13 protein-coding genes are annotated in these 14,445 nt (G+C 53.4%); all 13 read left to right on the plus strand.

Features of this window, described 5'->3' with window-relative positions; all coding sequences use genetic code 11:
• Positions 1 to 244 precede the first annotated feature (244 nt).
• The 13 genes from MFFC18_RS13975 (at position 245) to MFFC18_RS14030 (ending at position 14,435) form a co-directional block, all read left to right on the plus strand.
• On the plus strand, positions 245 to 1,258 hold the full coding sequence (locus tag MFFC18_RS13975) for an endonuclease/exonuclease/phosphatase family protein (protein ID WP_075085982.1): 1,014 nt from the start codon (positions 245 to 247) through the stop codon (positions 1,256 to 1,258).
• A 98-nt stretch (positions 1,259 to 1,356) separates the two neighbouring features.
• The gene (locus MFFC18_RS13980) at positions 1,357 to 2,337 is read left to right on the plus strand and encodes a zinc metalloprotease HtpX (protein WP_075086113.1); all 981 of its coding nucleotides are present in this window, start codon (positions 1,357 to 1,359) and stop codon (positions 2,335 to 2,337) included.
• 485 nt (positions 2,338 to 2,822) lie between these two features.
• Positions 2,823 to 3,632: a hypothetical protein gene (locus MFFC18_RS13985; RefSeq protein WP_075085981.1), complete on the plus strand. Its 810-nt coding sequence runs from the start codon at positions 2,823 to 2,825 to the stop codon at positions 3,630 to 3,632.
• Between the two features lie 13 nt (positions 3,633 to 3,645).
• Positions 3,646 to 4,320 carry a prepilin-type N-terminal cleavage/methylation domain-containing protein gene (locus MFFC18_RS13990; RefSeq protein ID WP_148618876.1) on the plus strand — a complete coding sequence of 225 codons (675 nt, stop codon included), beginning with the start codon at positions 3,646 to 3,648 and terminating at the stop codon, positions 4,318 to 4,320.
• Positions 4,321 to 4,322: 2 nt separating this feature from the next.
• Positions 4,323 to 4,484: a hypothetical protein gene (locus tag MFFC18_RS24985; protein WP_168211095.1), complete on the plus strand. Its 162-nt coding sequence runs from the start codon at positions 4,323 to 4,325 to the stop codon at positions 4,482 to 4,484.
• Positions 4,459 to 5,475 (plus strand): type II secretion system protein, encoded by a 1,017-nt coding sequence (locus MFFC18_RS13995; RefSeq protein ID WP_075085979.1) that lies wholly within the window; start codon positions 4,459 to 4,461, stop codon positions 5,473 to 5,475. Before MFFC18_RS24985 ends, MFFC18_RS13995 begins: the two co-directional genes overlap by 26 nt.
• 36 nt (positions 5,476 to 5,511) lie before the next feature.
• Positions 5,512 to 6,870, plus strand: coding sequence for a hypothetical protein (locus MFFC18_RS14000; protein ID WP_075085978.1), 1,359 nt, complete (start codon positions 5,512 to 5,514; stop codon positions 6,868 to 6,870).
• A 27-nt stretch (positions 6,871 to 6,897) separates the two neighbouring features.
• Complete coding sequence (locus tag MFFC18_RS14005; RefSeq protein ID WP_075085977.1) at positions 6,898 to 7,509, plus strand: hypothetical protein; 612 nt, start codon at positions 6,898 to 6,900, stop codon at positions 7,507 to 7,509.
• 33 nt (positions 7,510 to 7,542) lie between these two features.
• Entirely contained in the window at positions 7,543 to 8,673 is a 1,131-nt protein-coding gene (locus tag MFFC18_RS14010) for a type IV pilus twitching motility protein PilT (RefSeq protein WP_084417357.1), read from the plus strand.
• Positions 8,674 to 10,176, plus strand: a complete 1,503-nt coding sequence (locus MFFC18_RS14015; protein WP_075085975.1) for a GspE/PulE family protein — start codon at positions 8,674 to 8,676, stop codon at positions 10,174 to 10,176.
• A 130-nt stretch (positions 10,177 to 10,306) separates the two neighbouring features.
• A complete protein-coding gene (locus tag MFFC18_RS14020; RefSeq protein ID WP_075085974.1) occupies positions 10,307 to 11,512 on the plus strand; it encodes a type II secretion system F family protein in 1,206 nt (401 codons plus the stop codon).
• 239 nt (positions 11,513 to 11,751) lie between these two features.
• Positions 11,752 to 12,273: a coiled-coil domain-containing protein gene (locus MFFC18_RS14025; protein ID WP_075085973.1), complete on the plus strand. Its 522-nt coding sequence runs from the start codon at positions 11,752 to 11,754 to the stop codon at positions 12,271 to 12,273.
• Positions 12,274 to 12,353: 80 nt separating this feature from the next.
• On the plus strand, positions 12,354 to 14,435 hold the full coding sequence (locus MFFC18_RS14030; protein WP_157665230.1) for a type II secretion system protein GspD: 2,082 nt from the start codon (positions 12,354 to 12,356) through the stop codon (positions 14,433 to 14,435).
• Positions 14,436 to 14,445: the final 10 nt, after the last annotated feature.

Here is a 14,445-nt window from a genome sequence, read left to right on the forward strand (position 1 = left end):
CAGCCAGTGCCTGAATCAGAATCTTAACCTGAAGCGGAAGCCGGATGGTTCGATTGAACACAATTTGCAGACCGGTATTCGAAAAAGTGGCGACTGGCTGAAACGTCGTAGCCAAGGTTTCGGCTTTCGGCTGTGCGGACCCATCAGGCAGCCATTGGCACGACGCGCGACTTAAAGTCAAATACAAACGCGGCCCAACACTTGCTGTGCCTCGCCAACCGACCTAACTTTTGCCGACCAACCCATGCTCAAACAATCGATCCTGATGCTTGCTCTCGCCGCTCTGTTTTTCGCAGGCTGCGATGAACCTGACAAAGCCGATGCGCCGGAAACGCCGACGGCGCAGGTGGCTCCTTCGGCTCCTGACACAAGCGACTCCGCACCCGTTCCGCCGATCGAAGAACCGGGTGCGAAGCATGTCAACGTTACGCCGCCTTCAGTCACGGAAAAGAACCCGGCTGCTTCTTCGGTTGCGTCGAAAGACGTTCCCATGTCGACAGGCGACGTGCAGTTCAGTCTGAAATTCCTTTCGTGGAACGTCGAATCGGAAGGCTCGGATCCGGACACGATCGTCAAAGAACTGGGTGAGCTCGGGCGTTACGATGTGATCGCGCTGACGGAAGTCCTCCCCACGGCCGCGACAGATTTTTGCTCAGCTTTCGGTGACGACTACAACTACCTGATGTCGGAAACCGGCCGCAGTGATCGCTTGATGTTGATCTACAACAAACAGACGCTCAGCTTTGTTCGCCAATTCGAACTTCACGATATCAATTACAAAAGCCGTTACCGCAGTCCGCTGGTGGGTCACTTCAAGGATTTGCTGAGCGGCAAAGAAATTCTTGTGATGGTGAACCATCTCGCCCGAGGCAAGGCAGAAATGCGACAAATGCAAGCCACGAAGCTTGTCGAATGGGCCCGCGATCAAACGATGCCGGTCGTGGCACTCGGCGACTACAACTTCGATTACGAGTTCGCCACGCGAAAGGGCAACGAAGCATTTCGACTGTTCATGAAAGATAGCATTTGGAAGTGGATCGAGCCGATCGAGTTGATCGACACCAACTGGTATGACGACCCGCGGCAACCTGACGGGAAAGACGACTATCCTGGCAGTATGCTCGATTTTGGCTTCGTTGCCGGGCCAGCCAAAGACTGGACCACCAGTTGCAAAGTCATCGTTCGCGAAGGCGACTTTCCGGACGACGAGAAAACCAGCGACCACCGTCCGTTCGAAGTGATTGTGTCTGGCAAATAGGCCTGAGACGATTCCGCGTTGAACCAACGGTCGAGACAGCCGCACGGTTGCCTGACCAGCAAATTGATTTTGATTCTGATACGATTTCCCCCGCCGTCATGGTTCGCAGCTCGGACTCCTCAAACACTTTTCATACGATCCTGTTGATCTTCGCGATGGCAGTCCTGGCTGGATTCGTTGGCTTGGTGCTGGGCGGAAAAATGGGACTGATCGGCGCCGTGTTGCTGACCATATTCGGACTGGCGTTCGGATCAAGAGCGTCCGCCGCGCTGATTTTGCGAATGTACAAAGCTCAGCCGATTCATCCGCATCAGGCACCACAGCTGTTTGAGATTTACGACGAGCTTTGCCGACGAGCTCAGCTTTCGCCAAAACCGAAACTGTTTTACATACCGTCCAAGATGCCCAACGCATTTGCCGTTGGCGTTGGCAACAACTCATCGGTGGCACTGACCGATGGAATCATCCGGATGATGAATCCGAGAGAGCTGGAGGGAATTCTGGCTCACGAGCTAACGCACGTGCAGTGCCGCGACACGTCGGTTCTGGGCGTGGCCGACATCATTTCCAGAACGATTTCGGCTTTGTCGCGCGTCGGATTGCTGATGCTGTTTTTCTCGATGGGCAGCATGTTCGGCAAAACAGCGGTTCCGTTTTGGACCACCGGAGCGATTCTCTTTTTCTCGCCATCGATTGCGATCATGCTGCAACTGGCACTTTCTCGCACACGCGAATTCAATGCTGACCGTGGCGCAGCGGAACTGACTGGCGACGCGATGGGACTGGCGTCGGCCTTGAAGAAGCTTGAGCACGTGATCGAGCGCGGCGTCTTTGAGAAAATTTTGCGTCCGGGCATGCGGCGGCAACAACCCGCGATGCTGCGAACGCATCCGCCGACCGAAGATCGCTTGGCCGCACTGATGGAAATCGCAAAGGAACTCGAATCTTCCAAGTCTGGCGACGCAGACCGATCGCTGCCGGCTGAATTCGATTCGGGAGCACCTTATGCTCCGCCTGCCGAGGTGACTCGGAAGATTAAAAACCCTCGCTACCATTTCTTCAGCGGACTCTGGCGATAGCGGTCTTGATTCCCGGACGAATAGCGGTCAAGATCCCCCCAAATTGAGCCACTGGTGGTGATCCGGCGAGGCCTGCGAATACACTTACTTTCTCGGGGAAACGGGCACGTTGGTGACCCTTGGCCTCGATCTGGGAACGTTCGAATGACCAATTTGCTGGCAAACCAGGCGTAATCTCTGCCGGTTGGGCAATTGAAGCATTTTTCGAACCCCTTTCGCAACTCAGGCTGGTTCAAGGGATAGGCGAGTTATCAATCGATCGCTTCGAATAACAGCGAGGTTGACTGTCCAGCAGGACATAGGCCGCAAGGGAGCCGATTGTTCCCCAAAACACACTCGGTTGGGTTCCGATAAATCAGCTAGCGACTAATAAATCGGTAATTTAGGCGAAACTCAGCTGGCTATACAATCTGTCACGCGAAGTCGATTCAGGATGAAGGAACTTTCGCTTTTCGCCCCAGGATCCACACCTTTGTTTTTTGAAAATGAAGAACGAATTCCTCCAACTTGAATTCCGAAATAGCCTCCGATCAGCAGATCGACGCGGCCTTTCGTTGCTGGAGTTGTTGGTCGTTCTCACTATCCTGATCGCCCTTGGCGGGATCGTTGTTTCGACGCTGCCAGGCATGCTTAAGCGAACTCAAGTCGCCACCGCAGCGGCCAATGTTCCAGAAATCGAATCTACCATTCGAAGGATGGCGGTTCTGTCTCAGGGACAAATCGGCAACCGATTCGACGCTCTCATTACGGGATCGTCATCCATCGACGGCAACATTCCGGGCTACCTCGGTGGCGCCGAAGTGTTTGAAACGACGTCGCTTTCTCCAGCCGAGATTGAAGCGCTTCGCCTGATCGGAATCACCGAGCTGGTGCCAGCGCTCGATGGCGCCGACAACGCGACCTTTGGCTCTCACGATCAGCTTCCGGTCGCGATTGGCACGGATTCGCGAGTCTGTGCACTTTCACAGGAACCTGCTCTGGTTTTGCTGCGAGAAGGTTGGAATCTGGAAGTCGATGCGTCCAGTCGATTTTTCGTTTTCGGTTTGGGCGAACAGTGTTCGCTGGTCGGCGGTGGTCCGAAAGCCGCATTCTCGGAAGCACCCGTACATTTTTCTGACGAACGGGATCAAAGCCCGGAGGACATGTATTCTCGATACCTGATATTGGTCGAGTTGAAGCCCTCTGGCGATTCCGAATTCGTTGCTCGTTACGCTGGAACCGGAATCCCCGGAAAGTACGGCATCTCCAGCATGTCGAACGAACTCGAGTCTTACTACTCTGATACGGAAAACTAGTTCTGTAACCACCATGAAACTTGCTTCATTGAATCAACCTTGCACTCAACGCCTGCGACGCCATGGATTGCGCACCGGTGTTACGTTACTGGAACTGATGATCGTGATGTTGATCCTGACTGCGATCGCATTGATTGCGATTCCGTCGTTCAGCAACCTCGTTGTCGTCACTCCTGGCGGGAACACCGAATGCCCGGTCACGATCACGACTCAGGCGACGATGCACACCGTGCGAAATGCGATCTCTGGTAAAGACGGCGTGTTGGAATCATTGTCGCACAAGCCCAACGCGATTCCGCGAGAGGTATGCGAACTGGTTCAGGAAGAAGCCCCGGAATTGATTGAGGAAACGGCCCCGGAACTGAAACATTACGACCCCGTCAACCGAATCGGCTGGAACGGTCCATACGTGCTTCCGACAGGGCAGAAGGAAACGGGTGAGCCGACGGTCGTCGATGGATGGGGCAATGAGCTGCAAATCCAGGTCGATTTCGACGAAGACGGAACAGTGAATCCGACCGAGTGCAAATTCATTCGGCTTGTATCCGCCGGCCCGAACGGGCAAATCGAAACGCCGGCCGACGTGTCGAACATGAAGCCAGGAAAAGACGAAACGAGAGAGCTTACGTTGGCGGAATGCGGTGATGACCTCGTGATGTTCCTGAGGTTCCCGGACAATCGCCAGTAGGAATGAACAACGAGTACGATTACTCAACCAAATCGTTTGCGTTGAACAACGTCGACGCAGATACGAATTTCGAAAGTGCCTCCGGCGCGAAACTGATCGGAACCGGAGGGCTTGCAACCGACCGCTCAGGGGTGACCAATGCACAGCGAGTTTTCCGAATCTGAAAGTTCGCGATGCGTCGATCGTCGGCAAGCTTGGACGAGTGCTCGATTTCGATTGCGAGCTCAGCCTCGTTTGGCTTCCCAGCCTCGTTGGGTCACCAAGACTCGCGCAGGCTTGACGTTATTGGAACTGATGGTCGTTCTGGTCATTCTATCGATCGTCGCCACGGTGGCACTTCAATCGCTGCAGCCCCAAGTCGACAGCCAGCGATTCACGTCTGCTTCAAGGTTGCTGGACGAAATCAAAATCGCCTCGATTGGTCCGCAACAGAAGTATCAGGTGGACGGAACTCCGTTGATCAGCGGATTCATCTCAGACGTAGGGCGGCTACCGGAAGCGTTCACAGACGTATTGACCAACAATACGAATCCGCTTGATTCGCCAGAGATCCTTTCCGAGCTTTGGAATGCCGAATCCGAATTGGCGACTCGATTCCCATACGGTTTTCGAGCCGGTCCAAATCAGCCGGTCGACTATTCCCGCGTCAGGATCCCATGCGGTTGGCGTGGCCCGTACATGCAGCTTGCCATCGGTGCGAACGCGTTGAAAGATCCGTGGGGACAGTCTCCAACGGTTCTGTCTGATGCAAAAGGGTACGCGAACACCGTGCAAATTTCGCTGCCGGCGTCTGACAACGACAACACGCCAGAAGAACTGTCGATCGATCTTGAATCTGGCAAAGTTGAGGTAACCGGAAAAGTCCTGCTCGACAATCCAGACAACTCGACCGTCAGAGTGGCTTTACTAACACCGCAACCTGAAACGTCCTTGACGACATTGGTGGTGCTGGACGATGAAGATCCAATGCCCGATTCGTTTCGGTTTCGCGACGTTCCCGTTGGCTTGCGAGCAATCGTCTGCGAGGTCGATGGCGAGAAACAGACGAAGTACCTGCAAGTTCCACATTCGGGTCTGACGGTCTGTTTCGATTTCCAGAATGACAATCAGGCCCCGACAGCGGCAACCAGCGCCTCCCTCGAATCGAACGACTAAACGCCGAAATGCGTGAACTTCAGAGTGTGACCAACCATGGCAAAGCGTCCCGACATCTCAGTGATTCTCGTCACGAACGATGGCGTGGTCCGCGCTGACTTTGGCAAGAAGTCCGACCTCGTGTTCCACGTCCGGGACCTGGTCGATGTCGAATCGTCGTTCACCGACGCGGTGAATCATGTAGTCAAAGGGAAACCACCGCTGGCTTACAAGACGATCGTGGCGTCAACAGAAGTCTGGTCGCAAATCGTGCTGCTTCCTCGAATGAGCATCGGCGGAATCGATTCCACGGAGCTTGAAGAGGCTTTGAAATTCGAAGCCGAAACGCTTTCGGGCATTGAGATCGACGAGATCGTTGTCGCGTCGAGCGCCGTCGGCAGACAGGAGGACTTCGAACAGTATTGGGTCAGCGCGATTCGGAAAACGGATCTGGACGCCGTTAACTTGATGCTCGAATCGCAGGGCTGTCGAGACATCGTGGTCGCCAACCCGGCAGGACTTTCGGGAGGTTCCAGAACCGGCGAAGCGGACCGATCTCTCGAAGTGTGGGACGGACTGGGCTATCTGCTTGGTCAGGATTCAAATCGACTGATCAAGGTCCGACAGTTTCCCAATTCCGCTGCCGAAACAAAAGGCAATACTCCTGCGATCAAACGATTCCTGGGCACGAATCTCGAAGAGGTAGACACAGATCAATTTTCGACGGTCGAAGACCTTGCACAGGAAACTGATTTTGAGCAGTGGGCGTTACGAGTCGCGAATAACTTCGCAACGCGTCTTGATCAGATCACCGCGCCGCTGATTCGGCTGACCAAAGGCACAACCGGGACTCCGATCAGGCACCTCGCTTCTGTAGCCATTGCCGCAGCGGTTCTGGGTTTCTGTTTTTGGCACTGGAGCTACGTGAACGCTTCGAACCAGGCGTTGCTAGCCGAGATCGCGACGCTGAAACAGCCGGCAGAGAAGAAGAAGCTGTACGATTCGCAATTGATTTCCGTGTTGGAGCAGCAATCCGAGATTCAACAGCTCGACTACTCGCTTGGCGACGATCTGATTCGCGTCCAGTTTTTTCTAGACAATCAAAGTAACCGCGTTGCAGAGCTGCTGAAGCTATTGGTGGAGCGGCGGACGCCGAACCTGGTGGTAGAGAAAATTGCGGGAACCGAAGAAGGCATCATGATTTCCGGCATCTCGCTCAACGGTGAAGCGGCCCAGGCGTTTGCCAAAGGGTTGCGAGAAGAAGTCGCCCCGATGGGCTGGGCAGTCAATCCGGCCAAACAGGAAGGCCAACAAAAACTGATCACGGGAGGTCCATGGACCTACGAGATCACGCTGACGGATACTGGTCCATTCGATTCAGTCGCGCTGCTAAGAAAAGCGGGAACCGTCGAGTAAGGCACAACCTCAACTCCAAATTTAATCATGATCGCACCACTGAAACACGACTCCAAACGGGAACAGTTCTTACTGATGCTGTTTCCTGCTGCCTTGATTTTGGCGATCTACTCCGTGCTGTTCGCCGTTCCGCTGAGAAGCCAAAGAACCAAAATTGAGGCCAACTATCAGCAGCAGAAACTTTCTGCCGTGTCTGAGGAAACAGCCAGGTTCTCCGAAGAAAGTTTGCTGAGCGAAAAAGAAAGCTTGGAGCGGACTCGCAAACGGGTATCTCAATCAAAACAGCGAATCCGCGAACTGAGCATCGGTTGGCGAAGCGGAAAATCGAGAATCGACACGCTTGAGAAGATCACCGAACTGATGCGAGATTACAACCTGTCGATCGTTTCGCAGGGCGGCGAAGACAGTGTGGTGGTGTCGACTTACCTTAAAGACATGTTCGCAAAGATGAACGAGCAGTCCGTCGGCGACCCGGTCGAGTTTTGGCCTGTGGAAATTAAAGGAGCCTATTTCGATGTGCTCGAATTTCTATCCGACGTCAACATCTTGGCCAAAAGTATCATTCCCGTCGCCATTACGATGCAGCCGGAATCAGCCGGAGGCTCGCAACGCACCTGGACGATCGTTTTCGTCATCTAGCGAATCAGCAACAAGCACCCATCGCAATTTATCATGAATCTCGAGGACCACGAAATCGCTCCGTTGCTGCAAACGGTTCTGGAACAATCCGTTTTGCGAGGGGCGTCCGACGTTCATGTCAGCCCTGGCGAACCGATTCACTTTCGCATCGATGGCCAGCTTTCTTCAGAAACGTTCGACGGATTCGCCGACAACAAAGTCTCGGACGAACAGACGATTTCGTTTGCAAGCTCGTTGCTGACCAGCGCTCAGCACGATTCTCTTGAGCAACGTGGTTCTTTCGATGGAGCATTTTCCATCGGTGCGTCGAATCGTTTTCGCTTCAACGCCTACAAGAAAAATGGCTCAATCTGCTTTGCGTTTCGCTTTCTCGCAAACACAATTCCGGAATTGGACCAGCTCGGATTGGATTCGCAGCTCTACGAACTCTGCAACCTTAAAGATGGCTTAATACTCGTCGCTGGGCCGACAGGGTCTGGCAAGAGCACGACGATCGCTTCCCTGATTGATCGCATCAACCGCAATCGTCGCTGCCACATCATCACGATCGAAGATCCTGTCGAATTCGTTCATCCGTCGAAGATGGCACTGGTCAATCAACGTCAAATCGGGCCCGATGTGGAGACTTTCAGCCAGGCACTTCACGACGCCGTCCGTCAAGATCCCGACGTCATTCTCGTGGGTGAACTTCGTGACCTCGATACCATGCGGACCGCCATTTCTGCGGCGGAAACAGGCCATCTCGTGTTCGCTTCGGTCCACGCCGGTGACTGTAAAACTGCGATCGAGCGATTGGTCGGTGCGTTCGCTGCAGAAGAGCAAAATCTCGCTCAACGGTTGGTCGCGACGGTCCTTCGCACGGTCATCGTGCAGCACTTGCTTCCTCGGATGCAGAATCCGAACCTTGAGACGGAGCAGTCTTCGAGGCGCGTGCTTGCCAGCGAAGTCATGCACGCGAATTCAGCGATATCAAACCTGATTGCGACCGGTCGGTTAAACCAAATCAACTCCATCATCCAAACCAGCGGGGAAGAAGGTATGTGGACGATCGATGACAGCCTTGCGTCGCTGTGGCGGTCGCGTCTGATCACCGAACGCACGGCCCGTTCGCTCGCTCGTGACCCGGACACGATGGTGCAAACCAAACGGCGGAGCAGGGCATAGATGACGGCCGTACCAGAAACCGAACTGTTGGATATGGATCAAGTCAAAATTGATCCGGCTTGGGCGCTGCGCATCCCGGCTAACCTTGCGACGCGCCGCCAAGTCCTGCCTTTCACCGAAGATGATGGATCGGTCTTGTTGGCGTGCAAGGATCCGGAAGACGATCAGAGCATTCAGGCCGTTCGTCGCTACATTTCGAATCCGATTGAAGTCGTTCCAACCGAACCGGGTTCGCTGTTTCGAGCCATTCAACGGATCTTTCAGGACACGGTCCGTTGGAATGGCAACCAAAGCGAACCAGTTCGCATTCAGTTTACGGGAACTCAGGCTGAGCCCGATTCGGACAACATCGTTGCCCTTGGCGACGAAATTTTCCACGCGGCATTGATTCGTCAAGCGACCGACATTCACATCGAACCGACTTCCAATGACGTTCGCGTACGTCTTCGAGTCGACGGCGTTCTGGAAAACTACCGGCAGCTTCCGGTTGCGGTCCATAACCCGTTGTTGTCGCGATTGAAGATCATGTCCGGCATGGACATCGCCGAACGACGGGCTCCGCAGGATGGACGATTTACGCTCAGTTCGGAACACAGCAACGAGATCGACATTCGAACCGCGACCATACCGACCAAGCACGGCGAGAGGATCACACTGCGATTGTTGGCAACGCAGACTCAGGATTTGACGCTGGACAAATTGGGAATGGAAGATCGTGACCTCAAACGATTTGAGCACACGATTCATCGTCCCAACGGTTTAATTCTGGTCACGGGACCAACGGGCTGCGGCAAAAGCACAACGCTTTACGCGGCGATACGAAGCCTTATCAATCAGAAGTCGCTCAACGTGATCACGATCGAAGATCCGGTTGAGTACGTGATCGATGGCGTGTCGCAAGTCGAGGTCGACACAAATGACAAAGTCAGTTTTTACAAAGCGCTTAGAAGCGTACTCAGGCACGATCCCGACGTATTGATGATCGGTGAAATCCGGGACGAGGAAACTGCAGAAACGGCGATTCGTGCGGCACTCACCGGCCACCTCGTTTTCACGACGATCCACGCCAACTCGGCCAGCGGAGCGATCACCAGGCTGTCGGACATGGGCATCAAGCCGTTTTTAATCGGCGCGGTTTCGAGATTGTATGCAGCTCAGCGTCTGGTTCGCAAGCTTTGTGCGAAATGTCGATCGCCTTACGAGATGAGCGAAGACGAAGCAATTTTGCTGGGTCGAGAGGAACTGGTTGGGACCACGATCTATCGCCCGAAAGGCTGCCGACATTGTGCCGGTTCGGGCTTCATGGGCCGAGTCGGAATTTTTGAATTCATTCCGTTTGATCGTGAGCTGGCGAGGATTGTTTCCACGCGGCCCGATGAGACTGAAATCCAAAAGCTGCTTTCGGATCGCAACTTTCCCGATCTGCTCGACGACAGTATCGGCAAATTGATTCTGGGAGAAACTTCTTTGGACGAAATCGCTTCGGTGATCAGTCCGTATTAAAGCGGAACAGATGTGAAGTACGAACAGGACACGGCATTACGGACCTACTCGCTTACGTTTCGCGCATGTGCTGCTCGTAAGCAAACAGACTGACACACAAAAACTTTAGAATCCACCTACGACTCCAGCCATGGCTGAATTTCGATACAAAGCACGCGACACAAGCGGCGGAATCCGCTCCGGCGTTATCGATGCGCCGAATCGGTCGAGTGCTGCTTCGCAGATTCGAAGCCGTGGTTTGATCGTGACCGGCGTCGACCCCGTTTACCAACAGTCAACGTCCAGAAAGCAATGGGATTGGACCAAGTGGTTGCCTGTTCGTTCGATCGATGTCGAGCTAAGCCTTCAACAACTTGCGATGATGGTTCGCGGCGGCATGTCTTTGTTGGGAGCTTTGGACTCGTTGCAAGTCCAGGCTCCCAGGAAGTCACTGGGGAACATTTGGAAAACCGTCGTCAACCAAATCCAAAGCGGGGACAGCCTTTCCAATGCGATGTCAAAGCACAATTGCTTTCCCGAGTTTACGATTCAGCTGATTCGAGTCGGCGAACGGACGGGTGAATTGCCTCCGGTGCTCGAAAGAGCCGTCGACACGATGCGCAACCGCAGGCGTAGCCTTCAGGAAGTATCGTCAGCCCTGATTTATCCATTGATGGTGATCTGTGTAGCGATCGGCGTGACGGTTTACATGGTGACCTATCTGATCCCGCAGCTGGAAACCTACCTACAGAGTCTCGGCAAAAACATGCCACCCATGACACAGAACCTTGTGAATATTTCGAACTGGATGCGTCAGTACTATAGTGCCGTGATCATCCTGTTTTGCGGCCTGTTGGTCGTGCTTGTCGTCGCGTATCGGTCTCAGGAGTGGAAAATGACTTTTCACAGATTCCTATTGCGAACACCCGTCGTAGGACGGCTGCTCAAGCTGAACGAAACTTCAACGTTTGCGCGTAGCTTAAGCGTTATGCTTGGTAGTGGCATTACACTGATTGACGGTTTGGGAACGGTTCAGAAACTGCTCTACAACCAGTTTACCGCCAAGACCGTTAACAATGCGCGCGACAAGATCATTCAAGGCGGCAATTTTGCGGATGCCATCGGCGAAGGCAATGCATTTTCGCCGATGTTGGAAAAGATGATTGCGGTTGGTCAGCAGTCGGGTGACCTCAAAGGCGTGCTTTCAGAAGTCGCTGACTTCCACGAAGACCAGCTTCAATCAGCCATTCGAAAGCTGAACGCATTCCTGACTCCGGCGTTAACCATCGGCGTCGGAGCAGTTGTGGGCTACGTTTACATTGCCTTCTTTGTCGCTCTGCTGGCAGCGGGGAACTAAAGCAGTTGCAAAGTCGTGTTTCTGGTAGCGGCCGCGACTGGCAGGCATACAATTTACGACTGAATTCGGCATCACTAACGCCTTGGCTCCGGTCCGTTTCAAAGACGAAGTGAGGTCACACGTTCAGCGCGGCATTAAAAATGCCAAGCCTCGACAACCCACACGACCTCGCGACGAAAAATGAACCGAACGAACGATTGCTTCAAACCTCCACCAACTGCTAGCAGGCAGCAAGCGACATGAACAGAAATCAAATCTCTCACATCGTTTTTGCTTTCATCGTATCTGCGTTTCTTGTCGATGGAACGGCTCTTCAAGCGCAGGAGAAGCAGGACCCGACCGCAGCTTCGGACGTCATCAAGGCAACGCTTTCAAAGATCCGCGACGTCGAACGCCTTGACGCATTCGTCGAGCAAAATAATCAATTAAAGGCTGAGAATGCGACACTGAAGAAGAACATTGCGGATATTCAGAAACAATTGGCAAAACTCACCCGGGATCTGGCTGATCAAACCGTAAAGCTGCGCCGGCAATTGCTTCAGATGCCGATATTTCAAGTGCAGTCCAAGGTGATCGCCAACGGCAATAGCATGGCGATTCTCAAATCCAAGGACACAATCATTCGTATCCGCACGAACACTGAGATGTCAGTTCCAGTCGCGGACGGGGTATGGATCTTGATGGAAGTCAAGAAAATATCTAAAGATATGATCGAACTGAACTTCCCGGAACTGGGTCGTACGGTCTATCTTTACGATTAAAGCCCCTCATTTGAACAAGTCTGATTGCGAACTCACCTGCCACGGCACGGTGTCGGTCGCGCGGGACAATTATGACACGGATGTCACGTTACCCAATGGCGGCCGGTATTTATCTGGTCATCTCCAGCATGTTTACTTTGGCAGCACCTTGCAGCTATGCGGCTGTCGCTGCGCCTCAGGATAATGCTTCGCCAACTCCCAATGCACCCACGCCGATCAAACAAAAATCGGACAAGTCGAGCGCTGTCGAAGCAACGGGCATTCCGATTCTGGATCCGACTGATCTCCAGCCGTTGATAGCTCCGGGCGATCCGGTGCTCCAACCAGGCTACGCTGATTTTCTTCCGCCAGAGACAAACATTGAACTGGTTGACTTTCGCGACCAGGAACTTGGCGACGCGATGCGTTTGTTTTCAGAACAGAGCGGCATCAACATCGTTCCTTCGACGCAAGCGAACGAGATGAAGATCAATTTGTTTCTCCGCAACGTTCGCCCAATGGACGTGCTGGAGAACCTGACCAAGACTCACGATTTGTACTTTCGTGTTGACGAAAAATCCGGCGTCATTCGAATCTTTACCACGAAAGAATACGAACAGAACCTTGCAAGTTTCCGAGAGGAGCAGACCAAGGTATTCACGTTGCTATATCCGAACCCTGTCGACGCCGCGGTTGCAATTCAAAGCCTGTTTGGAGATCGCGTCGAACTGAATTTCGGCGTTGGCGACCAGGATTCGATTCTGGACATCATTTATCGGCTCAATCGATTCGACCTTGTCGACAGTCGCAGCCTCGGACTCGGTTCGTATCAAGGCGACTATGCCTATGGCGGACGATCGTTCAGTCGTCTGGACGGGCTGGGCGGATTCACTTCGAATCAATCCAACAAGAGCAGCAGTAACAACCGTGCCAGCAACGAATCCGAACCGCTTTCCGATCTTTCTTCGGAACAGATCCAGCAGCTGATCGAGGCACTGAACGAACGCACACAGCGACGTCCCTCTGGATCAAATGACGGAAACGATCCCATTTCGCGACTGCTGAAAGAACGTCAGGCGACGATCTATGTGACCGTCGTAAGACGCAACAATCAGGTCGTGGTTCGCACCGGTGATGACGCGACGATGAAGCAAATCGAACAGCTGATTCAAAATCTGGACGTGCCCACACCCTTGGTTCTATTGGAAGTAAAAGTCATGTCGGTATTGCTTGACGACGACTTCCGCAGCGTCTTCGACTATCAGTTTTCCAACGGCAGTTCCGTCGCGGGCGGTTTCACGACAGGTGACATCCTTCCGCCGCCTTCCGATTTAGCCGTTGGCGACGACAAACGACTTGAATCGATGACTCCCGGTGGAAGCTTGCTCAACCAGGGCGATTTTACGTTTCAGTTCGTGAACAACAGCTTCCGGGCTCGCATGCAACTGCTCGAAGACGACAATCGCGTCACGATCCTCAACACTCCGTTGCTTTTAACAGCCAACAATGAAGTCAGTCGGATCTTCATCGGCGACACCATTCCATTTACCGTCGGGTTTAATTCTCCCCAAGTCATTTCTGGCGGCAACAACAACACGACAATCGCAGGCACGCCAATCACGGAACTGCGTGACGTCGGGCAATCTTTATTAATCACTCCCAGCATCAATGCTGACCGAACGGTCACGTTGCGGATTGTTCAGGAGAACGCCAGACGCGTCATCAACGGTGGACGAATCCCGATTCTTAGCACGACTGGTGTGATCACGAACCAGGAAGTCGACACAGTAAATCGCAGCACAGTCAGCGGAACGGTTGTCGCCAAAGACGGATTGGCGGTTGCTCTCGGAGGATTGATCGAAGACGAAGTTTCTGACAGTCGCAGCCAGGTTCCCGGCATCGGGAAGCTTCCGGTGCTGGGCTTCTTTTTTCGCAAGCAGACTACGGGACGATTGCGACGCGAGCTAATTGTGATGGTTCGCCCTTACGTCTTTAATACGCCAGCTGAATCGGCTTCGATCAGTCAGGACTTACTGCAACAGCTTAGCGTTCACCCGTCCGCCATGACTGGTCAGTCGTCACTACATACATTTGGCCCTCATGAGGCGGCTCAGGTTCAACTGGACGAATGCGGTTTGCACAGTTCGTTTCGATTCCATAACGTTACGCCAAGGAACTATTGATTTGAACGGT

This window comes from Mariniblastus fucicola, assembly GCF_008087665.1.
GTDB classification, from domain to species: domain Bacteria; phylum Planctomycetota; class Planctomycetia; order Pirellulales; family Pirellulaceae; genus Mariniblastus; species Mariniblastus fucicola.